21 protein-coding genes and 1 pseudogene are annotated in these 20,792 nt (G+C 73.3%); 6 read left to right on the top strand and 16 right to left on the bottom strand.

Annotated features, from left to right (window positions below; genetic code table 11):
- From JWQ92_RS02735 to JWQ92_RS02715, 5 genes are all read right to left on the bottom strand, one after another.
- A partial coding sequence (locus tag JWQ92_RS02735; RefSeq protein ID WP_297342924.1) for a polyribonucleotide nucleotidyltransferase occupies nt 1-2,042 on the bottom strand: 2,042 nt, incomplete at its 3' end.
- A gap of 239 nt (nt 2,043-2,281) precedes the next feature.
- Nucleotides 2,282-3,472, bottom strand: a complete 1,191-nt coding sequence (locus tag JWQ92_RS02730; protein ID WP_297342922.1) for an MFS transporter — start codon at nt 3,470-3,472, stop codon at nt 2,282-2,284.
- Nucleotides 3,473-3,619: 147 nt separating this feature from the next.
- Nucleotides 3,620-5,380, bottom strand: coding sequence for an FAD-binding oxidoreductase (locus tag JWQ92_RS02725; protein ID WP_367276703.1), 1,761 nt, complete (start codon nt 5,378-5,380; stop codon nt 3,620-3,622).
- The gene (locus tag JWQ92_RS02720; protein WP_297342921.1) at nt 5,377-6,141 is read right to left on the bottom strand and encodes a 1-acyl-sn-glycerol-3-phosphate acyltransferase; all 765 of its coding nucleotides are present in this window, start codon (nt 6,139-6,141) and stop codon (nt 5,377-5,379) included. Before JWQ92_RS02720 ends, JWQ92_RS02725 begins: the two co-directional genes overlap by 4 nt.
- Nucleotides 6,138-6,917, bottom strand: a complete 780-nt coding sequence (locus JWQ92_RS02715; RefSeq protein WP_297342920.1) for an SDR family oxidoreductase — start codon at nt 6,915-6,917, stop codon at nt 6,138-6,140. Before JWQ92_RS02715 ends, JWQ92_RS02720 begins: the two co-directional genes overlap by 4 nt.
- 22 nt (nt 6,918-6,939) lie before the next feature.
- Between JWQ92_RS02715 and JWQ92_RS02710 the strand changes: the two genes are divergently transcribed.
- Genes JWQ92_RS02710 through JWQ92_RS02700 form a run of 3 tightly spaced genes read left to right on the top strand, consistent with a single transcriptional unit; the run spans nt 6,940 to nt 10,717 of the window.
- The gene (locus JWQ92_RS02710; protein ID WP_297342919.1) at nt 6,940-9,210 is read left to right on the top strand and encodes an SDR family oxidoreductase; all 2,271 of its coding nucleotides are present in this window, start codon (nt 6,940-6,942) and stop codon (nt 9,208-9,210) included.
- Nucleotides 9,207-9,989 carry a putative protein N(5)-glutamine methyltransferase gene (locus JWQ92_RS02705; protein ID WP_297342918.1) on the top strand — a complete coding sequence of 261 codons (783 nt, stop codon included), beginning with the start codon at nt 9,207-9,209 and terminating at the stop codon, nt 9,987-9,989. The genes JWQ92_RS02710 and JWQ92_RS02705 overlap by 4 nt, the downstream gene beginning before the upstream one ends.
- Nucleotides 9,986-10,717: an aldolase/citrate lyase family protein gene (locus JWQ92_RS02700; protein WP_297342917.1), complete on the top strand. Its 732-nt coding sequence runs from the start codon at nt 9,986-9,988 to the stop codon at nt 10,715-10,717. Before JWQ92_RS02705 ends, JWQ92_RS02700 begins: the two co-directional genes overlap by 4 nt.
- Here the strand turns inward: JWQ92_RS02700 and JWQ92_RS02695 are convergent, their stop codons facing one another.
- The 7 genes and pseudogenes from JWQ92_RS02695 to JWQ92_RS02670 all read right to left on the bottom strand — a co-directional run bounded on the left by JWQ92_RS02695 (nt 10,718) and on the right by JWQ92_RS02670 (nt 16,225).
- Nucleotides 10,718-10,960, bottom strand: coding sequence for a glutaredoxin domain-containing protein (locus tag JWQ92_RS02695; protein WP_297342916.1), 243 nt, complete (start codon nt 10,958-10,960; stop codon nt 10,718-10,720). It lies immediately after the preceding gene.
- Between the two features lie 107 nt (nt 10,961-11,067).
- Nucleotides 11,068-11,214: pseudogene (locus tag JWQ92_RS16885) on the bottom strand (GNAT family N-acetyltransferase); the annotation flags it as partial.
- Nucleotides 11,215-11,393: 179 nt separating this feature from the next.
- Entirely contained in the window at nt 11,394-12,191 is a 798-nt protein-coding gene (locus JWQ92_RS02690; RefSeq protein ID WP_297342915.1) for a ferritin-like domain-containing protein, read from the bottom strand.
- A gap of 26 nt (nt 12,192-12,217) precedes the next feature.
- Nucleotides 12,218-13,054, bottom strand: coding sequence for a hypothetical protein (locus JWQ92_RS02685; RefSeq protein WP_297342914.1), 837 nt, complete (start codon nt 13,052-13,054; stop codon nt 12,218-12,220).
- Nucleotides 13,055-13,272: 218 nt separating this feature from the next.
- A complete protein-coding gene (locus JWQ92_RS02680; protein WP_297342913.1) occupies nt 13,273-13,902 on the bottom strand; it encodes a CE1759 family FMN reductase in 630 nt (209 codons plus the stop codon).
- Nucleotides 13,903-13,958: 56 nt separating this feature from the next.
- On the bottom strand, nt 13,959-15,062 hold the full coding sequence (locus JWQ92_RS02675; protein ID WP_367276704.1) for an LLM class flavin-dependent oxidoreductase: 1,104 nt from the start codon (nt 15,060-15,062) through the stop codon (nt 13,959-13,961).
- Nucleotides 15,063-15,160: 98 nt separating this feature from the next.
- Nucleotides 15,161-16,225: an LLM class flavin-dependent oxidoreductase gene (locus JWQ92_RS02670; RefSeq protein ID WP_297342911.1), complete on the bottom strand. Its 1,065-nt coding sequence runs from the start codon at nt 16,223-16,225 to the stop codon at nt 15,161-15,163.
- Between the two features lie 127 nt (nt 16,226-16,352).
- On the opposite strand from JWQ92_RS02670, the gene JWQ92_RS02665 reads away from it, so the two are divergent.
- Both JWQ92_RS02665 and JWQ92_RS02660 read left to right on the top strand, forming a co-directional pair.
- On the top strand, nt 16,353-16,772 hold the full coding sequence (locus JWQ92_RS02665) for a hypothetical protein (RefSeq protein ID WP_297342910.1): 420 nt from the start codon (nt 16,353-16,355) through the stop codon (nt 16,770-16,772).
- 22 nt (nt 16,773-16,794) lie between these two features.
- On the top strand, nt 16,795-17,580 hold the full coding sequence (locus tag JWQ92_RS02660; protein WP_297342909.1) for a siderophore-interacting protein: 786 nt from the start codon (nt 16,795-16,797) through the stop codon (nt 17,578-17,580).
- Between the two features lie 274 nt (nt 17,581-17,854).
- Here JWQ92_RS02660 and JWQ92_RS02655 read toward each other — a convergent pair whose 3' ends face one another.
- Together JWQ92_RS02655 and JWQ92_RS02650 are read right to left on the bottom strand one after the other, a co-directional pair.
- Nucleotides 17,855-18,832 carry an aldo/keto reductase gene (locus tag JWQ92_RS02655; protein WP_297342908.1) on the bottom strand — a complete coding sequence of 326 codons (978 nt, stop codon included), beginning with the start codon at nt 18,830-18,832 and terminating at the stop codon, nt 17,855-17,857.
- Between the two features lie 31 nt (nt 18,833-18,863).
- Nucleotides 18,864-19,283 (bottom strand): hypothetical protein, encoded by a 420-nt coding sequence (locus tag JWQ92_RS02650; RefSeq protein ID WP_297342907.1) that lies wholly within the window; start codon nt 19,281-19,283, stop codon nt 18,864-18,866.
- 127 nt (nt 19,284-19,410) lie between these two features.
- On the opposite strand from JWQ92_RS02650, the gene JWQ92_RS02645 reads away from it, so the two are divergent.
- Nucleotides 19,411-19,827 (top strand): transferase, encoded by a 417-nt coding sequence (locus JWQ92_RS02645; protein WP_297342906.1) that lies wholly within the window; start codon nt 19,411-19,413, stop codon nt 19,825-19,827.
- Nucleotides 19,828-19,974: 147 nt separating this feature from the next.
- On the opposite strand, the gene JWQ92_RS02640 is transcribed toward JWQ92_RS02645, so the two are convergent.
- Together JWQ92_RS02640 and rpsO are read right to left on the bottom strand one after the other, a co-directional pair.
- Nucleotides 19,975-20,346 (bottom strand): nuclear transport factor 2 family protein, encoded by a 372-nt coding sequence (locus JWQ92_RS02640; protein ID WP_297342905.1) that lies wholly within the window; start codon nt 20,344-20,346, stop codon nt 19,975-19,977.
- Nucleotides 20,347-20,438: 92 nt separating this feature from the next.
- The gene (rpsO, locus tag JWQ92_RS02635) at nt 20,439-20,708 is read right to left on the bottom strand and encodes a 30S ribosomal protein S15 (protein ID WP_297342904.1); all 270 of its coding nucleotides are present in this window, start codon (nt 20,706-20,708) and stop codon (nt 20,439-20,441) included.
- Nucleotides 20,709-20,792 lie beyond the last annotated feature (84 nt).

Genomic DNA, 20,792 nt, shown 5'->3' with positions numbered 1-20,792 from the left:
AGCGACACGAAGGCGCCGAACGCGGCGATCTTCACGACGGTCCCGAGGAACCGCTCGCCGATCTCCGGGTTGTGCGGGTTCGCGATCGCGTTGACCGCCTGGCGGGCGGCCTCGGCGGACGCGCCGTCGACGGCGCCGATGTAGACGGTGCCGTCCTCCTCGATGGAGATGTCGGCTCCGGTCTCGTCCTGGATGCCGTTGATCGTCTTGCCCTTCGGGCCGATCAGCTCGCCGATCTTGTCGACGGGGATCTGCACGCTGATGACGCGGGGCGCGGTGGGCGCCATCTCGTCGGGCGCGTCGATCGCCTGGTTCAGCACGTTCAGGATGGTGAGGCGGGCCTCGCGGGCCTGCTTCAGCGCACCGTCGAGCACCGACGAGGGGATCCCATCGAGCTTCGTGTCGAGCTGGATCGCGGTGACGAAGTCGGCCGTGCCGGCGACCTTGAAGTCCATGTCACCGAGCGCGTCCTCCGCGCCCAGGATGTCCGTCAGGGTGGCGTAGCGGGTCTCCCCGTCGACCGTGTCCGACACGAGGCCCATCGCGATGCCGGCGACCGGCGCCTTGAGCGGCACACCGGCGTTCAGCAGGGAGAGGGTCGAGGCGCAGACCGAGCCCATCGAGGTCGACCCGTTGGAGCTGAGGGCCTCGGAGACCTGGCGGATCGCGTAGGGGAACTCCTCGCGGGACGGCAGCACCGGCACGAGGGCGCGCTCGGCGAGGAAGCCGTGCCCGATCTCGCGACGCTTCGGCGACCCGACGCGGCCGGTCTCACCGGTCGAGTAGGGCGGGAAGTTGTAGTGGTGCAGGTAGCGCTTCTTCGTGACGGGCGACAGCGAGTCGATCTGCTGCTCCATCTTCAGCATGTTCAGCGTGGTGACGCCGAGGATCTGCGTCTCGCCGCGCTGGAAGATCGCCGAGCCGTGCACCCGCGGGATGACCGCGACCTCGGCGTCGAGCGGGCGGATGTCCTTCAGGCCGCGACCGTCCATCCGGACGCCCTCGGTGAGGATGCGGCCGCGGACGACCTTCTTCGTGACGGCCTTGTACGCACCCGACACCTCGGAGAGGGCCGATGCGGGCAGCTCGCCACCGTCGACCATCATCTGGACGGCGTCCTTGACGCGCGACTTGAGGTTGTCGTCGGCGTCCTGCCGCTCGACCTTGCCGGCGATCCGGTAGACGGCCTTCAGGTCCTCGAGCGCGAGGTCCTCGACGACGGCGTAGGTCTGGTCCGTGTAGGGCAGGAACACCGGGTACTCCCGGGTCTCCTTGGCCGCCTGCTCGGCGAGCTTCGCCTGCGCCTCCACCAGCGTGCGGAGGAACGGCTTCGCGGCCTCGAGACCCTCGGCCACGACCTCCTCGGACGGCTTCCTGGCGCCCGCGCGGATGAGGTCGACGGCGTGCTCGGTGGCCTCCGCCTCGACCATCATGATCGCGACATCGCTCGAGCCGTCGGCGTTCGTGACGACCCGGCCGGCGACCGTGAGGTCGAAGACGGCCTGCTCGAGCTGGTCGACCTTCGGGAAGGCGACCCACTGGCCCTCGACGAGGGCGAGGCGCACACCGGCGATCGGGCCGGAGAACGGCACGCCGGACAGCTGGCTCGAGGCGCTCGCGGCGTTGATCGCCAGGGCGTCGTAGAACTCGCCGGGCGCGATCGACAGGACCGTGATGACGATCTGGACCTCGTTGCGGAGGCCGTTCACGAAGGACGGGCGCAGCGGACGGTCGATGAGGCGGCAGACGAGGATCGCCTCGGTCGAGGGACGGCCCTCGCGCCGGAAGAACGAGCCCGGGATCTTGCCGGCGGCGTAGGAGCGCTCCTCGACGTCGACGGTCAGCGGGAAGAAGTCGAACTGCTCCTTCGGCTGCTTGCCGATGCTGGTGGCGGACAGCAGCATCGTGTCCTCGTCGAGGTACGCGGCGACGCTGCCCTGCGCCTGCTGGGCGAGGCGGCCGGCCTCGAAACGGATGGTGCGGGTGCCGTAGGCGCCGTTGTCGATGACGGCTTCGGCGGACTTGATCTCAGGACCTTCCAAGAGGTCGTTCTCCTTCACATTCAGTGGAGGAGCAAGCGGCAGGAAGGAGCGTGGCAAGCCGAGGCGCGCATCGACGCGGAGAACCGCGCGGATGCCTCGCCGGAACGGCTCCTGGTCATCAGTAGAGAAGCGCGGGACGTGCTGTCCGGCCCGAGGTCCACCACTAACGACCAGCTCCCTGCCGGTCTGCTCCGTGCCCCGCACGTGCGGGACTTCGCCGATTCTACCAGGCGGGCGTGTCAGCCGGCTGCCCGGCGCTCCAGGCGGACCCCGGCGACGACCACGAGCGCGGCGACGGCGACGGCGAACACGCCGAGCACCGGGACGGGCGGGAGGGCCGCGAGCGCGCCGCCGACCGCGAGCACCGGCACGATGAGGCCGAGGTAGGCGAGCAGGAACAGCCCGGCGAGCGTCTCCCCGCGCCGCTCCTCCGGCGCCATCGACCCGACGAGGCCGAGGCAGGCGCGGAAGACGAGGCCGACGCCGGCGCCCGCCACGATCCCCCCGATCACGAACAGGGGCAGTGCGCGGAGCATCGGCGCGACGCCGAGCGCGGCGAGACCGGCCGCGATGGCGACCATCGCGGAGATCAGGGAGGCACGGAGCGACGCCTTCAGGAAGGCGAGCTGCGCGAGGGCTCCGGCGGTGAACACGGACCAGGTCACGGCGCCGATCGCGAGCGGCGACGGCACGCCGAAGATGCGGGCCATCACGGTCGGCGTCACCGCCCCGAACAGCCCGAAGACGCTGAAGCCGGCGAACACGGCCGCGCCCGCCGCGAGGAACCCGCCGCGGGCCTCGGGTGCCACAGCGACCCGCTGCGGCCGGTAGGGCGGCAGCGGATCGGGGCGGTCGACCGTCTCCGGCACGAGGAGGGCGGCGACACCGGCCGCCACGAGGGCGACGACGTAGACGACGAACGGGAGGACGAGGGGGGCGGGAGCGGCGACGGCGAGCACACCGGCCACGAGCGGGCCCAGCCCGAGGCCGCCGATGTTCGCCACCGTCGCGACGGCGCCGGGCAGCGCGCCGGGCCCGCGCCAGCGGTCGTGCAGCTCGGACAGCTGGGCCGTCGCGGATGCGGTCAGGGCACCGATGCCGACGCCGGACACGAACCGGGCGACGAGCAGGCCCGGCAGCTGGGGCGCGGCCAGGAACAGCACGGCGGCGACGAGCTCCGCCGCGATCGCCGCGACCGCGACGGGCCGCCGGCCCAGCACGTCGCCGAGGTGCCCGACGAGCACGAGGGCCACGGCGACACCCACCGCGTAGGCGGCGAACACGACGGTCACGACCCAGGAGGGGAAGCCGTCCTGGCGTTCGAACGCGGCGTAGAGCGGGGTCGGGATCGTGGTGAACGACATCGCCAGCAGGAACACCGCGCCGAGGGTCCAGAAGGCGGCCGCACCCCCACCTCGCCGCTCCACCACGTCACCATGCTCTCAGCCTGCGCGCGCTCGGGCGTCCACCGCCGGATCCGAGGGCGCCCGCGCCCCGCCCGTACGCCGCCGCGCCGGGCGGGAACCCCGGAGCAGGGTCCGGACGGCAGGCGGGACGCCCCGGTGCCGGCGGGACGGTCAGCGGACGATCTTGGCCGGATTCAGGTTCGAGCCGGGATCCGTGGCCGCGAAGAGTCCCCGCAGCACGCCGACGCCCTCGGCGGAGACCGCGTCGGGCATCCAGGCGGCGTGTTCGAGGCCGACGCCGTGGTGATGCGAGAGCGACCCGCCCTCGTCCGCGAACGCCTGCTGCACGGCGGTCTTCACGACGTCGTACTCGCCAACGGGGTCGTCGCCGAAGACGAACGCGAACGTGAAGTAGAGGCATGCGCCCGCGTGGTACGAGTGCGACAGGTGGCACATGATCCAGCCCTGGCGCCCGAGACTCGTGTAGGCCTCCTCGGCCGCTGCGATCGCGCGGTCGTAGACGGGGCGCAGCCTGGACCACGGCGCGGCCGTCTCCGAGACGTCTCCCGCGGTGCCGCGGTCGAGCAGGAAGTCGCGGAGGTACGGGGTGTCGAACTTCTTCTGGTCGTAGAGCACTCCGGGGCCGGTGCCGACGCCGATGCCGCCGTGCCGCTTCACGATCCGCTCGACGGCCTTCCGCTGGCGGCCGACGTGGTCGGGCTCGCCCTCGTAGCCGATGAACGAGAGGCAGAGCTCGTCGAGGTCCCAGCCGCGCCGCTTCAGGACGGCCATGAGCCCCTTCTGCGCCAGACCCGACAGGCCCTTCGACTCCTTCGCGGTCGCGAGCGAGAAGCCGGTCTCCCTGGCGTCCGAGACGCGGGTGACCGTCGGATGCGCGTCGCTCGCCGCGATGGCCTGCATGGCCGCGAGGCCCGCCGACCAGTTCGGGAAGAAGTAGGCGTGGATGACGCGCTTCGCGGGCACCCGGTGCACCTGCACGGTCACCTCGGTGATGACGCCGAGCCGGCCCTCGCTGCCGAGGATCAGCTCCCGCACGCTCGGGCCGGTGGAGGCGGACGGGTAGGGCCGCACGTCGAGCAGGCCGCCCGGACGCGCGACGCGCATCCCGCGGGCGATGTCGGCGATGTCGCCGTACTTGTCGGACTGCATCCCGGACGACCGGGTCGCGACCCAGCCGCCGAGCGTCGAGTGGGTGAACGAGTCGGGGAAGTGCCCGATCGTCCAGCCGCGCTCGTTCAGCTGGGCCTCGAGCACGGGCCCGAGCGCACCGGCCTGGATGCGGGCGAGGCCGGACGCCTCGTCGATGTCGAGGAGCCGGTCGAGGCGGCCGACGTCGACCGACACGACGACCCGCGACTCCGCCGGGTCGGGTTCGAGGGAGCCGGCGATGTTGCTGCCGCCGCCGAACGGGATGAGCACGACGTCCTCGCCCACCAGCGCGGCGACCAGCGCCTGCACCTCGTCCTCGGTGCCGGGGTAGACGACGAGGTCGGGGGTGCGGGGCAGCACTCCGGCGCGCACGCGGACGAGGTCGCGGAGGCTCTTGCCGTACGTGTGCACGACGCGGTCCATCGGATCGTCCGTGACCGCGGCCTCGCCGACGACCGCCGCCGCCGCGGAACGCACCCGGCCGTCGTCGCGGCTCGCCGGCACCTGCAGGCCCTCGAACCGGGGCGGATCCAGCGGCGCGACCGCGTGCAGATCGAGGCCGACGGCCTTGGCCACGAACGGCGCGAACGCGGGCTTGTCCTCGAAGTGGAACGCGACGCCGGGGACGCCCCAGCCCCACCACTTCATGTGGGGCACGTCCGCCATGGCGGTCTTCGCCGCCGGATGCGCGTGCTCCGCCGCGTCCGCCCGTGGTTCCCGCTCGATCTCCGGCGGCTCCACGAGGTCGGACAGGTCGGTCACGGGCGCTTCTCCTGGGCCTGGTGCACGCTCGGCCGGCGGCCGACGAGCACCCGGTACTGGTTCTCGTCGTGCAGACGCTGCACCTCGCCGCGCACCCGCCGCATGTACTGGGCCGGGCTCTCGCCGGACGCGGCGAACACGGGCCGGCCGTAGACCACCGCCACCGGCGGGCGTCCGCTCTTCGGCCACTTCGAGCCCCGGGGATGCGCGATGTCCGCGCCGATGATGGCCACCGGCACGCAGGGCACGTCGGCGCGGGCGGCGAGCGCCGCGGCTCCCGCCTTGAACTGGCCCATCCGCCCGGCGCTCCCGCGCGTGCCCTCGGGGAAGACGAGCAGCGGCACGCCACGGCCGAGCAGGGCCCTGGCCTCGGAGCTGCGCCGCTCCATGCCGCCGCGGTGGATCGGGAAGGCGTTGAAGAACAGGGTCGTGAGACCCCGGCGCCACGCGACGTCGAAGAAGTAGTCGGCGGCGGCGCCGGCGGCGAGGTACCGGGCGAGGCGCCGCGGAAGGGTCGTGAAGACGAGCGGCGCGTCGAGGTGGCTCGTGTGGTTGGCGACGACGACGAACGCGCCGCGGAGGGAGGTGAGCTCGTTGCGGCCGAAGACCTGCACCCGCGTGACCCCGCGCACCACGCCGGCCAGCAGGACCCGCTGCGCGACGTACCTGGCCATCGCCATCGGCTTCGAGGTGTACCGGTCGAGCCGCACGTCCTGTCGTTCGGAGCGGGCGTCCAGGTCGGTTTGGAGCCGCGTCGTCACGACTGCAGGCTACTGCTCCTGCGACCCGAGAGCGCCCTCGAAACCGCTCGGACTCCGCCGCGAGGCGCATGCCGCGCGAGGAACATGAGCGACCTGTACCGGACCGTCGGCACGGAGACGACCCGACCGCGAACGAGGTCCTTCAGCGCGGCCGCGACCAGGTGGTCCGCGTCGATCCACAGGGCCTCGGGGATGCCGGAGACGGGCACGCCGGCCCGCTCGTGGAACTCGGTGTGCACCCATCCGGGCGCGAGCGCCATCACCCGCACGCCGGTGCCGTGCAGCTCGCCGGCGAGCCCCTCGGTGTAGACGGTGACCCAGGCCTTGATCGCGGAGTATGCGCCCATCGTGATGAAGCCGGCAGTGCTCGAGACGTTCACGATGCTGCCGTGGCCCCGTTCCCGCATCGCGCGCGCGGCGGCACCCGCGAGCACGAGCACCGCCCTGACCATGACCTCGAACGCCCGGTCGTGCTCGGCGACGTCCGGATCCGTGAGCCGGGCCCGCACGGAGAACCCGGCGTTGTTGACGAGCACCTCGACGGGCCGCCCGGAGTCCTCGAGGCGCGCCGCCACCCGCTGCACGTCGGCGCGATCGGCGAGGTCGGCGACGAGCACCTCGACGCGGCGGCCCGACGCACGGTAGCGCTCGGCCTCGCGCTCGAGCCGCTCCGCATCGCGGGCGACGAGCACCAGATCGAACCCGCGCCGGGCGAGCTCCTTCGCGAAGGCGGCACCGATGCCGCTCGTCCCCCCGGTCACGAGCGCGGTCGCCATGAACGCATACGATACGAGCACGATGACTTCCCCGGCCCAGCCCGCGGCCGTGGGCCACCTCTCCGGCCACGTGCTGCTGACCGGCGGCACGGGCTTCGTCGGTCAGGCGCTGCTCGAGCGGCTGCTCGTCTCGCATCCCGACACCCGGATCACCGTGCTCGTGCGGGGCAAGGGGTCGATGTCGGGCGCCGACCGCATCACGAAGCTGCTCGCCAAGCCGGTGTTCGGCCCCTGGCGGGAGCGCGTCGGCCGCGAGGAGGCCGCCCGGATCTTCGCCGAGCGGGTGACCGCGCACGAGGGCTCCCTCACCGAGCCCGGCGCACTGCCGGCGGACCTCGACCTCGTGATCCACAGCGCCTCGACCGTCTCGTTCGATCCGCCCATCGACGAGGCCTTCGCGACCAACGTCGGCGGCGCCATGGCGCTCTACGCCGCGCTCGCCGAGACCGGCGCGGATCCGCACGTCGTCCACGTGTCCACCTGCTACGTCGGCGGCATCCGCAAGGGCGTGCTGCCCGAGGCGCGGCTGCCGCACGAGGTGGACTGGGGGGCGGAGGCCGACGCCGCGGCCCGAGCCAGGGACAGGGCCGAGCTCGCGTCCAGGGAGCCGGCCCAGCTGAAGCGGCTGATGGCGGAGGCGCGGTCCTCCCGGGGCAAGCAGGGCCCGCAGGCGGTCGCGCAGGCGACCGAGGCGGCTCGCCTCGACCTCGTGAAGGGCCGGCTCGTCGAGGCCGGCCGCACCCGGGCGCAGAGCCTCGGCTGGACCGACGTCTACACGCTGACGAAGGCGTTCGCGGAACGCGTCGCGGAGGAGTCGTGGGGCGCCCGGCACCGGCTCTCCATCGTGCGGCCGAGCGTCATCGAGAGCGCCCTCGCCCATCCGTTCCCCGGCTGGATCGACGGCTTCAAGGTCGCCGATCCACTGATCCTCGCCTTCGGGCGCGGGCAGCTGCCCGACTTCCCTGGCGTCCCCGACTCGGTCCTCGACGTCATCCCCGTGGACCTCGTGGTGAACGCGGTGCTCGCCGCCGCGGCGACGCCGCCGGCGCCCGGCGCCCCCCGCTACCTGCACAGCGCCTCGGGAGCCTCGAACCCGCTGCCCTTCCACACCATGTACGAGAACGTGCGGGCGTACTTCACCGAGAACCCCATCCCCGACGACGTGCGTGGCACCGCGCGGATGCCCACGTGGCAGTTCCCCGGCGACCGGCGGATCGAGCAGGCGCTGCGCCGGGCCGAACGCGGCGCGGACATCACCGACCGGGTGCTCCAGCGGCTGCCGTCGACCGCTCGCACCCGCGACTGGCAGCGCGACCTCGACCGGCGCCGCGGCGACCTCGCGGTGATGCGCAGCCTCTCGGAGCTCTACCGCGCCTACGTCGGCACCGAGCTGATCTTCGACGACACCGAGGCCAGACGGCTCGGCGCGGCGATCCCGCCGGAGCTCGCCGGCGAGCTCGGCTTCGACCCGGCACGGATCGACTGGAACGACTACCTGCAGCGGGTGCACTTCCCGGCGATCACCGGGCTCATGCGCGTGTTCTCACGCCGGAGCGGGGAGAAGCCCGCCGCGACGGAGCCGCCGGCGCTGCCCGAGCGGCAGGACCTGGTCGCGGTCTTCGACCTCGAGGGCACGGTCGTCGACTCGAACATCGTGCTGCAGTACCTGTGGGTCAAGCACGCCGATGCGGGCACGGTGCCGACGCTCGCCGAGACGGCGGCGCTGCTCGCCGGACTGCCCGCCTACCTGGCCGCCGAGCGCCGCGACCGCGGCGAGTTCGTGCGCACCTTCCTGCGCCGCTACGCGGGCATGCGCGCCGACCGCCTCGAGGCCGTGGTGCGGGGCGGCTACACCGACACCCTGCTCGCCCACACCAGCGCCGCGGCACTCGAGCGGGTGCGCGAGCACCGCGCGGCGGGACATCGCACCGTGCTGCTCACCGGTTCGATCGGCACCCTCGCCGCTCCGGTCGCCGCCCTGTTCGACGAGGTGGTCGCGAGCGAGATGCACGAGACGGACGGCGTGCTCACCGGCTATCTGGCGCGACCGCCGCTCGTCGACGAGGCCCGCGCGGCATGGCTCACCCGCTATGCGGCGAAGGAGGGGTTCGACCTCACCAGGTCGTACGGCTACGGCGACAGCGCCGCCGATCTGCCGTGGCTCGCGCTCGTCGGCACCGCCACGGCCGTGAACCCCGACGCCCGTCTCGCCCGCGAGGCGCTGCGGCGGCGCTGGCGCATCGTCGAGTGGCGGCGCGGCGGCGTCACCCGCGCGGCCCTCCAGCCGGCGTGACCGACCGGGAGGCCGTGATCGCCCGCCTGCGGGCGGCGGGATCGGTGTTCGCGGAGGACGAGGCGGCCCTGCTGTCGGCCGAAGCGGCGACCCCGGCCGCGCTCGAGGTCATGGTCGGCCGCCGGGTCACCGGCGAGCCCCTCGAGACCATCGTGGGCTGGGCGGCGTTCTGCGGGCTGCGGATCCGCACGGCACCGCACGTGTTCGTGCCCCGCCGGCGCACCGAGCTGCTGGCCCGGCGAGCCGCTGCCCTCCTGCCGCCCGGCGGCACCGCGGTCGACCTCTGCTGCGGCACGGGTGCGGTGGCGGTGGCCATCGCGGCGCTCGCCTCCCCCGGCGCCCTGCACGCGGCCGACCTCGATCCGTCGGCGGTGGCCTGCGCACGGCGCAACGTGGAGCCGGTCGGCGGCTCGGTCAGCGAGGGCGACCTGTTCGCGGCGCTGCCGAGAGAGCTGATCGGCCGCATCGACGTGCTCGCGGTCAACGCCCCCTACGTCCCGACCGACGCGATCGCCACCATGCCGCCGGAGGCGCGGGACCACGAGGCCCGCCTCGCCCTCGACGGCGGGGTCGACGGCCTCGACGTGCACCGCCGCATCGCCGGCGAGGTGGGCGGGTGGCTGGCGCCCGGCGGGGCCGTGCTGATCGAGACGGGTCGCTCGCAGGCGGCGTGGACGGCGGTGCTGCTCGCCGATGCGGGACTCGAGGTCGACGTGGTGGGCGACGACGAGGTCGACGGGACGGTGGCGATCGGCCGGTCGGGGAGGATGGAGCCGTGACGGATCCTGCAGTGCGCTTCGGGGCGTGGGCGACGCTCGGCGAGCCGAGGACGGCCGCGGCGCTCGAGACCTCCGGGCTCGACTGGGTGGTGCTCGACGCCCAGCACGGCCACTTCGACGACCGGGCGGTGCGCGACACCCTCGCCCTCCGCCGCGAGCGACGGGTGCCGCTGCTCGTGCGGGTGCGCGCGAACGATCCCGGGCTCATCGGCCGGGCGCTGGACGCCGGCGCGGACGGCGTGATCGTGCCGCTCGTCGATTCCGCTGCGGACGCGGAAGCGGCGGTCGCCGCGGCGAGCTACCCGCCGCGCGGTGTCCGCAGCTGGGGACCCCTGCCGGGCCTCGAGCGGACGGACGGGGCGGACGGCCGCCCTCCACGCCCGTTCGTCGCAGTCATGGTGGAGACCGCGCAGGGCCTCGACGCCGTCGCGGGGATCGCCGCCGTCGACGGGCTCGACATGGTCTTCGTCGGGCCGTTCGACCTCTCCCTGCGACTCGGGACGACCGTGGACGCGCTGCTCGCCGACCTGCGCCCGGAGGCGCCGCTCCCCCGTATCGTCGCGGCGTGCCGCGACGCCGGGGTGCTCGCCGGAGCGTTCGGGCCGAGCGTCGAACGGGCCACCGCGCTCACCCGGCTCGGCTTCACCCGCGTCGTGGTCGCGCTCGACACCGACCTGCTCGCCGGCGGCGCGGCGCTCGCCGATCGGGTGCGGGAACGGCTCGCCTGATCAGGAGACCCCGATGCGGTCCAGAAGCAGCGCATCGGAGGGCTCGACGAGGTGCGAGCCGTCCGGCAGCACGATCACCGGGATGCTCGTCCGTCCGGTGATCGCCACGGCGGCGTCCGCGGCGTCCTTCGACTCCCCCACGTCCACGTACTCGTAGTCGAGGCCGCTGGCGTCGAGCACCGCCTTCGACCGGCGGCAGTCCCCGCACCATGCGGCTCCGTACATGAGGATCCTCGATGCCATGCCTTCCAGCGTATGCGAGCGGCCCGGGTCCTGGGCGGAGAGCAGGTTCTGCCACCGGGTGCGGGTCCGGACCCGGCCATCGCGCCGACGGACCGCGCCCGCACGGCCTCCGTCGCGAAGCCGTGGCCACGGGCCGCCGCCACGAATCCGTAGCCGAACTCGACCGCGCCGACCGCATCCGGCGGCCCGGAGAAGCCGATGCCGCCGACGGCGGGACCGGTCGCCGCGTCGCGCACCTGGTGGTGCGTGAACACCGGATGCGGAGCCGCCGACCCGGCCAGCGACCCGCAGCGGACCGAGCTCGTCCTCGAACGGGTACTCCGGGTGCCAGCGGTCGTGCGGGCCCGGCACGCCGGATCGGATGCAGCACCAGCCGCGCCGTCCGCTCGTCGCCGCACGCTTCCGTCACGGCTCGACGCCAGGGCAGCCGCGCTCAGGCCGGGATGAGGCCCCGCCGCGCGAACGCGTCGCGCATGATCGTCAGGCCCTCGAGCCCCGGGAGCTGTGCGATCTGCTCGTCGAGCTTGTGCACCTCGCGCAGGCCGTCCTCGCCGCTGAAGAGGTGGCCCATCACGTGATCGACCTCCTCCTCCGCCATCACGCCGGAGCCCACGGGGCCCCAGAACCGGGACAGCGCGAAGCGGGTGATGGCACGGGCGCGGCCGCTCGCCTCGAGCCGCTTGCGGGCCTGGGTCGTGTAGAAGGCGATGTGCCGCGTCTCCTGCTGCGCGATGCGCTTCAGCAGCGGGCCGAGCGCGGGATGGGGCTCGAGGGCGGTGAGCCGGCGGTAGGCGGCCGCGGCGCTGCGCTCGTTCGCGGCGCCCCACGACATGTGCACGGCGATGAAGTCCTTGCCGACGATGTTGCCGAGCAGCGACTGCTTGATGGGGTCGAGCCTGTCCTTCCAGCCCACCTTCATGCGGCTGGCCTTCACCTCGTCGAACTCGACGGTGATGCCGTGCACGCCGAGGACGGCGGCGAGCGCCTCCCCGTGCCAGAACTCCTCGCGGTTCCAGATGGTCATGAACGTCGAGACGTCGCCGTCGGTGTGCGACGGCGTGACGAGCATGTCGCGCAGGTAGCAGACCGTGTGGAACTCGACGTCGCACATGTAGCGGAGGGTCCTGAGGGTGCGCTCGGGCAGCGGGTCGCGCCGGAACGCATCGAGGTCGACGTCGTCCCACCCGACCCTGACGCTGTCGCCGGCGAACGTGTCGATGTCGAATGCCATGGTTCCCTGCCGGCGCGGGTCGCGCCCTATCCCTTCCGACGGATGACGGATGCCACCAGCCGGCCGAGGGCCGCCACCGGTCGGAGAGTCGTTCGGAGCACGGGCCTGCCGGGATTGCCCGCACTGCGCTCGGCGATGCGGAGACCGGCAAGACCGGGGATCGCGTCGATGCGGTCATCCGCAGCCCGAGCCCATCCGGGGTCACCCGCGACGAGCTCCGCGAGGGCGGAGGCGGTGCCGCCGGGGTCGTCCTCGGCGCCGATCGGCCAGGCGCGGGCGGTGAGCCTGCGCTGCGCCAGGCGACGGGCGCGCGCGGAGGCGGTGAGCAGCTCGCCCGCGGCCTCGGTGAAGAACGCCTGCTGGCGGGTGAGCACGGCGCGCAGCCGGTCGAGGTCGGCCGCGACGGCGGCGCCCGCCTGCTCGGTGGCCTGCGCGAGCAGCGCGTCGACGAAGACGCCGTCGACGGCCCGCTCGGCCATGTGGACGGCCGACAGCGCCGTGCCGTGCACGTTCGCGACCAGGGCCTCGCCGAGCGGGGCGAACCGGTCGCGCAGCCCCCGGATCCCCGCGTGGGCGGCGGAGGGCGCCGGGATCCCACCGGTGAGCGCGTCGATCGCGTCCGCCATCCACAGCCGCTCGTAGGCCCAGCTCGACAGGAACGCGGTGATACGGGCGTTCTTGTGGGTGGGGGTGACGAGCACGAGGCCGAGCCACGACGTCGTGCCGGAGAGGCAGCGTCGGAGGTACCGGAGCTGCGTGAGGAGCGCGTGCGACAGGGGCTCGCCGAGACCCGTCAGATCCGCACGGTGACTGCCGTGCGCGTCGGCGCTGTAGGCGAGCACGTCGAAGGTCCCGCTGCTCACTCCTGGATCCTAGGGCGTGTCAAGGGCGTTGACAGATCCCCGAGCATGGACCGCCCGCGTGCCGCGATGCGCTCCACAGCGAGGCCGGCGACGAGGACGGCGAGCACGCACCCGACCGCCTCCATGCCGGGGACGAGGTGGGGACGAGGCGGGGATCGGCTCCCCCACCACCGACGGACAGCGGGGCGGTGCGACCGCGACGCGGCGGAGGACGCCGCTCAATCGAGGGAGCGGAGAAGGTCCTCGAAGTCCGCGTCCACGGCCAGCGCGTCCTCGAGCACCGGCCGGGCCTGGCGCCCCGCGAGCAGCGCCGCGAGCTCGCGGCCGGCCCGATCGATGCGGCCGGGCAGGGCGCCGGCACCAGCCGCATCCCCGGATCCCCAGTCCCCGGAGGCCGCGTAGACGCCGGTGGGCAGCACGACCGCGTGGAGGTAGGCGAAGAGGGGACGCAGGGCGTGGTCGAGCACCAGGGAGTGCCGCTCGCTGCCGCCCGTCGCGCCGATCAGCACGGGGACGTCGTCGAGCGAGCCCGGTTCGAGCAGGTCGACGAACGACTTGAAGAGGCCGCTGTAGGAGGCGTTGAAGGTCGGGGTCACCGCGATCAGGGCGTCCGCGCCGGTGATGCTCGCGATCGCCCGCTCGAGATCCGGGCCGGGGAAGCGGGTGAGGGTCGCCGAGACGACGGCCTGCGCGTGCTCGCGCACCTCCACGTGCTCCACCTCGGCGGCGATGCCGCGATCGGCGAGGGCCGCGACCGTGGCCGCCGCCAGCCGGTCGGCGAGGAGTCGCGTCGAGGAGGGCGTGCCGAGGCCCGCGGAGAGCACCGCGATACGCCGGTTCGCCGTCATCCGTCCATCGTTCGTCATGTCGCCCCTCCAGGTCATCCGTCTCCCGTCACCCGACGTCATACGGTCGCCGCCTCGGACTCCTGCTGCGCCGCCAGCGCCGCGACCCGCGCCGCGTGGGTCGGCGCGTCCGGCACCTCCGCGGGACGCCCGACCGCGAGCTCGCGGCGGAGGACCGGCACGATCTCGCCGCCCAGCAGGTCGAGCTGCTCGAGCACGGTCTTCAGCGGCAGGCCGGCGTGGTCGACGAGGAACAGCTGGCGCTGGTAGTCGCCGAACAGGTCGCGCATGCCGGCGTACCGGTCGACGACCTGCTGCGGGCTGCCGACCGTCAGCGGCGTCTGCGCCGTGAACTCCTCGAGGCTCGGGCCGTGCCCGTAGACGGGGGCGTGGTCGAAGTAGGGGCGGAACTCGTCCACCGCGTCCTGGCTCCTCGGCCGGACGAACGCCTGCCCGCCGAGGCCGACAGTCGCCTGCGCCGGTGTCCCGTGCCCGTAGTGCTCGAAGCGCTGCCGGTAGTAGCCGATCAGCCGCTGGTAGTGCTCGGCGGGCCAGAAGATGTTGTTCGCGAAGAAGCCGTCGCCGTAGTAGGCCGCCTGCTCGGCGATCTCGGGGCTCCGGATCGAGCCGTGCCACACGAACGGCGGCACGCCGTCGAGGGGGCGGGGCGTCGTGGTGAACCCCTGGAGGGGCGTGCGGAACCGGCCCTCCCAGTCCACGACCTCCTGCCGCCAGAGCCGGTGCAGCAGGGCGTAGTGCTCGACGGCGAGCGGGATGCCCTGCCGGATGTCCTGACCGAACCACGGGTACACGGGCCCGGTGTTGCCACGGCCGAGCACGAGGTCGACGCGGCCGCCCGCCACGTGCTGCAGCGTCGCGTAGTCCTCGGCGATCTTCACCGGATCGTTCGTGGTGATGAGCGTCGTGGCCGTCGAGAGGAGGATCCGCTCGGTGCGTCCGGCGATGTAGCCGAGCACCGTCGTGGGCGACGAGGGCACGAACGGCGGGTTGTGGTGCTCGCCGAGCGCGAAGACGTCGAGCCCGACCTCCTCCGCGTGCTGCGCGATGGTGAGGATGTCCTGGAGCCGCTGCGCATCGGTCGGCGTGCGACCCGTCGTCGGGTCCTCCGTCACGTCGCCGACGCTGAAGATCCCGAACTGCATCTGCTGGCCGGTCATGCCCGCTCCGTCCTTTTGTATGACACGTCAACCGTGGTCCTCGGGCGGGTATTCCGCCCTCGCACGACGGGAACGGGGCGGCGTCAGGCGAGCGCCGACTCGCGCTGGGGCAGGCGCGCGGCGAGCAGCTCGAGCGTGGCCTCGCGGCCGGGCACGCGGTCGACGGAGTCGTCGCGGTGCGCACCGGCGGCGGGCGAGACCATGACCTCGTCCACCTCGAAGCGCTCGGCGAACGCGGTCAGGCGCTCCGCGACGTCGTCGGCGTTCCCGACGAACCAGCGGCCGCGCATCGTCCCGACGAGATCCTGCTGGGGCGCCGTGAGCGTCGCCTCGAGGGCGTCCTCGACGGTGTCGAGCGCCGTCAGAGGCGTGCCCGTGCGGAGGCGGGCCATGTGCTGCAGCTGCGGCAGCGCGAGGCGCTCGGCCTCCTCGGTCGTGCCGGCCGCCACGACGTTCGCGGTGAGGAAGGTGCGCGGCGCGTCGAGGTGCTCGCTCGGCTGGAAGCCCTCCCGGTACAGGTCGAGCGCCCGCGCGGTGCCGTCGCCGGAGAAGTGGTGGGCGAACACGTAGGGCAGGCCGAGCCGGGCGGCCAGCTGGGCCGAGTAGTCGCTGGAGCCGAGCAACCACATCTCAGGGCGCCCTGCCGCGGCGGGGGTTGCCCGCACGACGTACTGCTCCCCCGAGGCCAGCCGCAGGCCCGCGCCGTCCTCGCCGAGCAGCGCCTCGATGTCCTGCAGGTGGTTCGGGAACGCGTCGACGTCGCTCGTGTGACCCGTCGAGCGCAGGAGCGCGCTGATGACCGGATCGCTGCCCGGCGCGCGACCGATGCCGAGGTCGATCCGGCCGGGGGCGGCGGCCTCGAGCGCCGCGAACTGCTCGGCGATGACGAAGGGCGCGTGGTTCGGCAGCATCACCCCGCCGGAACCGAGCCGGATCCGGTCCGTGCGGCCCGCGAGCACCCCGAGGAGCACCGGCGGATTCGTGGAGGCGACCGACGGCATGTTGTGGTGCTCGGCGAGCCAGTAGCGGGTGAGGCCGAGTCGGTCGGCGAGACGGGCGAGCGCGACCGTCGCCGCCACGGCGTCGATCGAGCGCTGGCCCTTCCTGACGGGGACGAGATCGAGCACGGAGAGCGCGAGCGGAGCCATGCGAAGGGCAACGCGGGTGGGGCGTCGCGGATTCCGTCACCCCGTTCTGGGGCTGGGTCCGGCCGCCGCCGCTTCGGTAGAACGGTGATGACCGGCCACCCATCCGGCGCTCACCCCGAGGATCCACATGACCGCCTCGACCATCGGCCCCGTCTCGACCGGACGCACGTCGCGCCTCCGGCCCGATCGCCGGATCGCAGCGGCCTGGGCGCGCCTCCTCGTCGCCGCCCTCGTCGTGCTCGTCCCCGTGGCGATCGTGCTCGGCGGCACGCAGTCGGCGCACCGGGCGGGCGCCGCCGCCGTCCGTGCGGCGCTCACGACCGTCTCCGCCGCGCTGGAGGCGCAGCACACCGTGACCGGCGGCTGGCCCGCCGACCTCGTCGCGGTCGGCACGTCGGTGGTCGACACCGCCGGCCATCGCATCGCGACGATCCCGGCCGGGGTCGCCGTCGACTACCAGCGCAGCATCGACGGAAGCCGCGTCGTCGTGCGGATCTCGGACCGGGGCGCCAGCGCAGCGTTCGACAGCGCCGCGGCGGTCCGCTGAGCCGCTCGGCCAGAATGGGCGCGTGAGCACCTTCCCCCTCTCGTCCTCGCCGCGCGTCCGTGACGCCATCCGTCACGAGGGGGCGCGCCGCCGGCACCTCGTCGTGCTCGAGCGCACCGGGCTCACCGACACGCTCGTGCGGTTCACGTTCGGCGGCGACCTCGAGGGCTTCGCGAGCCTCGGCCCCGAGGACCACGTGAAGGCCTTCTTCGCCGGCCCCGAGGGCATCGTCGGCCGCGACTACACGCCTGCCGAGTACCGGCCCATCGGCGCCTCGTCCGGCCCCGAGCTGGATGTCGACGTCGTCGTGCACGGCGACGCCGGCCCGGCGACGGCCTGGGCGTCCCGTGCGGGCCGGGGCGACGAGCTGGAGATCGCGGGTCCGCGCGGCTCGCGGCTCGCGCCGACGGGGTTCGCGAACGCGCTGCTGCTCGCCGATCCTGCGGGCATGCCCGCGCTGCGGCGCTGGATCCGCGCGCTCGCCGGCGTGCTGCCCGTGCACGCCGTGCTCTTCGGGAACGACACCCGCCTCGTCGACCACCTCGACCCGGCCGAGGCGTTCGCCGCCACCCCGCAGCTCGCGCCCACCGCCGACTTCGACCTGCTCGACGTCGTGCGCAGCCAGGACGTCACGGCCGACACCTTCGTGTGGGCCGCGGGTGAGGCGGGCGCGCTGATCCCGGTGCGCCGCTGGCTGAAGCAGGAGGCCGGCCTGCCGAAGCCGAACCTGTCGCTCCACGGCTACTGGAAGGCCGGCGTCGCCGGTCTCGACCACCACGCGCCGCTGGATCCCGCGGACCCGGACTGAGCCCGGCCCGGGGGATCAGCCGAGCACCGACGGCTGGTCGTCGTGCGGATCGTGCCGCTCGAGCGCGCGCGCGGCCAGCACGAGTGCGACCACACCGATCGCGGCGCGCAGCGCGGTGAAGATCAGGAGGGCGATCCCGACGCCCTCCCCCTCGGCGACGAGCAGGGCGCCGATCGCGGCGAGCAGAGCATCTCCGACGAACGAGATCCGCAGCCAGAACAGCAGCCGCTTCGCCGGGGTGGTCCCGGCGAAGGGACGGAATCCGCCCGACGGCTCAGAACCCGGTGGGGGTGTGCGGGACGTACTCCGCCTCCAGCCGCTCGAGCTCCTCGTCGGTGAGCTCGAGCTCCTCGGCGCGGATCGCGTCGTCGAGGTGCTCGGCCTTCGTCGCGCCGACGATGGGGGCCGTCACCGCCGGCCGGGCGAGCACCCACGCCAGCGCGACCTGCGCCCTCGAGACCCCGCGCTCGTCGGCGATGCGGGCGACGACGTCGACGATCCGCCGGTCCGCCTCCTCCGCCTGCCGGAACAGCGTCCTGCCGAACTCGTCGGTGCCGCTGCGCGCGGTCGTCGCGTCCCAGTCGCGGGTGAGCCTGCCCCGGGCGAGCGGCGACCACGGGATCACGCCGACGCCCGTCTCGAGGCAGTACGGGTGCATCTCCCGCTCCTCCTCGCGCATGAGCAACGAGTACTGGTCCTGCATCGACGCGAATCGGGTGAGGCCCTCGACGTCGGCGGTGTGCTGCATCTCGGCGAACTGCCACGTCCACATCGACGAGGCCCCGAGGTAGCGCGCCTTGCCGCTCTTCACCACGTCGTGCAGGGCCGCCATCGTCTCGGCGATCGGGACCGACGGGTCGAAGCGGTGGATCTGGTAGAGGTCGACGTAGTCGGTCCCGAGACGCTTCAGGCTCGCGTCGATCTGGGTCATGATCGCGCCGCGCGACAGGCCGGATCCGTTCGTGCCGGGCCCCATCCGGCCGTGCACCTTCGTCGCGATCACGACGTCCTCCCGGCGGGCGAACTCCTTCAGCAGCGTGCCGGTGATCTCCTCGCTCGAGCCGTCGGAGTAGACGTTCGCCGTGTCGAACGTGGTGATGCCCGCCTCGACGGCACGGCGGAAGAACGGCCTCGTGTCGTCGAGGCCGAGGGTCCACGCGTGGTTGCCCCGGTCCGGGTCGCCGTAGCTCATGCAGCCGAGCACGACGCGGGAGATCTCGAGGCCGGAGGTGCCGAGGCGGATGCTGTCCATGCCCGTCATCCTCCCGGCCCGCGCTGGGCGTTCAGCGGGTGTGACCGAGCAGCAGGTCGACGCGGAGGCCCTGCTTGGTGCGGACGACCTCGACGGGGATGCGGGGCTTGCGGCCCGCGGTCTCGAGGCGGCTCACCGCCTCGCTCACGGCCGCCTCGAGCCCTCGCGGAACCATGCCGACGGGGCCGATGATGCGGCCGTCGACGAAGAGCCGCACCGGCATCGGCGCGTCCGTCCGCTCCTCGTCGTCCGTGCGCCGCCCGATGGCCGTCTCCACCTGCTCCGCGCGCTCGGCCGAGGCGAGGACCTCCTGGTGGGGGTCGCTTCCGGCCAGTCGGATCGTGACCTTGCCGTTGGCGGGCGTGAGGTCGAACTTGTAGTCGTCGAGCGAGCCCTTGCCCTGGTCCCCCTTGGGGAACGACGTGTCGCGGTTCCCGCGGCCGAAGATCATCCGCCCAGTCTGCCAGCGCCGGGGCTCGCCGCTCTCATGCTCTCCTGGCCGCATTCTTATGGGATTCCCGGGCAGGGAGGGGGCGCGGAACGGGAATGAACGGGGGCGCGACCCCGTTGTCCAGGACATGCAGCGCAGGACCCCCAGGATCGCCGAAGAGATCGAGGACGAGTTCGGTACCGTCACCCGGTACCGCAGGCACCCCAACGGGCGCGGACTCGTCGCCACCGACGCCTCGGTCGACCCCACCGCATTCCTCGCGCCGTCCGTCTACGTCGAGTCCGGCGCCCGCGTCGGTCGCTCCGCCCGCATCCATGCGGGGACCTGGGTCGATCGCGAGGCCGTCGTCGGACCGCACGCCGAGATCGGCGCTTCCGTCCATGTCGGCGCCGCCGCGATCGTCGGGGAGGGCGCCCACATCGGCAGCCACTCGAAGATCGGCGCCCGCGCCCACATCGGCGCCGGTGCTCGCATCGCGCAGGACCAGCAGGTCCGCGACGACGCGGTGCTGCCCGGTCAGTCCGAGTTCGGCGCCGCGGCCTGAGGCCCGCGAGCCCCCACTCCGCGCCGTCGCCAGCGGAGGACGTCGTCGGCAGCGGAGGATGGGACGTGCTTCCGCGCCCTCGGATGAGGACCGGATCCTCCCAACGCGACCACGCGTCTCAGCGCGCCGACGAGCACACGGCGGCCGTCAGGCGTCGTCCCCGGCCGGCGGCTCCATGTACCACTCCGTGAACGACGTGGCGCGGCCGTCCTCGGCCAACCGGATCACCCAGAGGTTCTCGTAGACGTCGCCGTCCGTGTACGTCGTGCGGCCCTGCACGACCGCGGTCGACCCGTCGACCGCGATCACCGACCAGGTGAAGGTGTGGTCGTCGGCACCGTCCTGCGCGTCGAGCCAGGACGTGAGGATCGCGTCGTGGCCGACGACCGGCTCGTCCCACGGATGGAAGCGGTACTCGCCGTCGGGCGCGAAGAGCGCCCGCACGTCGTCGGGGTCGTTGGTCGCCCATGCCCGTTCGTACCGACGCACCCAGTCCTCGGCGAGCTCGTGTCCCTGCATCCTCCAGGGCTACCACCCGCGACCGACAACGAGGAAGGGGCGTCCCGCTGGTCAGCGGAACGCCCCTTCTCGAAGCGAGGACTGCGGTCGGACTAGCGACGCAGGCCGAGCCGCTCGATGAGCGACCGGTAGCGCGCGATGTCGATCTCCTGCAGGTAACCGAGCAGTCGCCGGCGCTGGCCGACGAGCAGGAGCAGCCCACGACGCGAGTGGTGGTCGTGCTTGTGCTGCTTCAGGTGCTCGGTCAGGTCCTTGATCCTCGTGGTGAGGATCGCGACCTGGACCTCCGGGGAGCCCGTGTCACCGGGGTGCGTCGCGTACTCCTCGATGATCGCCTTCTTCACATCGGCATCCAATGCCATAGGTGGGCTCCTTCCTCTTGCTGCGCGGTGCTCGATGCAGGCTGCATTCGGGCGATCTGGATCCGCGGCCGGTCCAACGGCGAC

Origin of the sequence: Amnibacterium sp., assembly GCF_025463795.1 — a bacterium.
Taxonomy (GTDB): Bacteria; Actinomycetota; Actinomycetes; order Actinomycetales; family Microbacteriaceae; genus Amnibacterium.
Note: the sequence above shows the minus strand (reverse complement) of the source record. Positions and strands in the feature narration are given on the sequence as shown.

Excerpts from the sequence above, each read along its gene's own strand:
- JWQ92_RS02715 (WP_297342920.1), bottom strand. The coding sequence starts at position 6,917 with ATGGCGACCGCGCTCGTGACCGGGGGGACGAGCGGCATCGGTGCCGCC.
- JWQ92_RS02710 (WP_297342919.1), top strand. The coding sequence starts at position 6,940 with ATGACTTCCCCGGCCCAGCCCGCGGCCGTGGGCCACCTCTCCGGCCAC.
- JWQ92_RS02695 (WP_297342916.1), bottom strand. The coding sequence starts at position 10,960 with ATGGCATCGAGGATCCTCATGTACGGAGCCGCATGGTGCGGGGACTGC.
- JWQ92_RS02690 (WP_297342915.1), bottom strand. The coding sequence starts at position 12,191 with ATGGCATTCGACATCGACACGTTCGCCGGCGACAGCGTCAGGGTCGGG.
- JWQ92_RS02680 (WP_297342913.1), bottom strand. The coding sequence starts at position 13,902 with ATGACGGCGAACCGGCGTATCGCGGTGCTCTCCGCGGGCCTCGGCACG.
- JWQ92_RS02675 (WP_367276704.1), bottom strand. The coding sequence starts at position 15,062 with ATGCAGTTCGGGATCTTCAGCGTCGGCGACGTGACGGAGGACCCGACG.
- JWQ92_RS02670 (WP_297342911.1), bottom strand. The coding sequence starts at position 16,225 with ATGGCTCCGCTCGCGCTCTCCGTGCTCGATCTCGTCCCCGTCAGGAAG.
- JWQ92_RS02665 (WP_297342910.1), top strand. The coding sequence starts at position 16,353 with ATGACCGCCTCGACCATCGGCCCCGTCTCGACCGGACGCACGTCGCGC.
- JWQ92_RS02655 (WP_297342908.1), bottom strand. The coding sequence starts at position 18,832 with ATGGACAGCATCCGCCTCGGCACCTCCGGCCTCGAGATCTCCCGCGTC.
- JWQ92_RS02650 (WP_297342907.1), bottom strand. The coding sequence starts at position 19,283 with ATGATCTTCGGCCGCGGGAACCGCGACACGTCGTTCCCCAAGGGGGAC.
- JWQ92_RS02645 (WP_297342906.1), top strand. The coding sequence starts at position 19,411 with ATGCAGCGCAGGACCCCCAGGATCGCCGAAGAGATCGAGGACGAGTTC.
- JWQ92_RS02640 (WP_297342905.1), bottom strand. The coding sequence starts at position 20,346 with ATGCAGGGACACGAGCTCGCCGAGGACTGGGTGCGTCGGTACGAACGG.
- rpsO (WP_297342904.1), bottom strand. The coding sequence starts at position 20,708 with ATGGCATTGGATGCCGATGTGAAGAAGGCGATCATCGAGGAGTACGCG.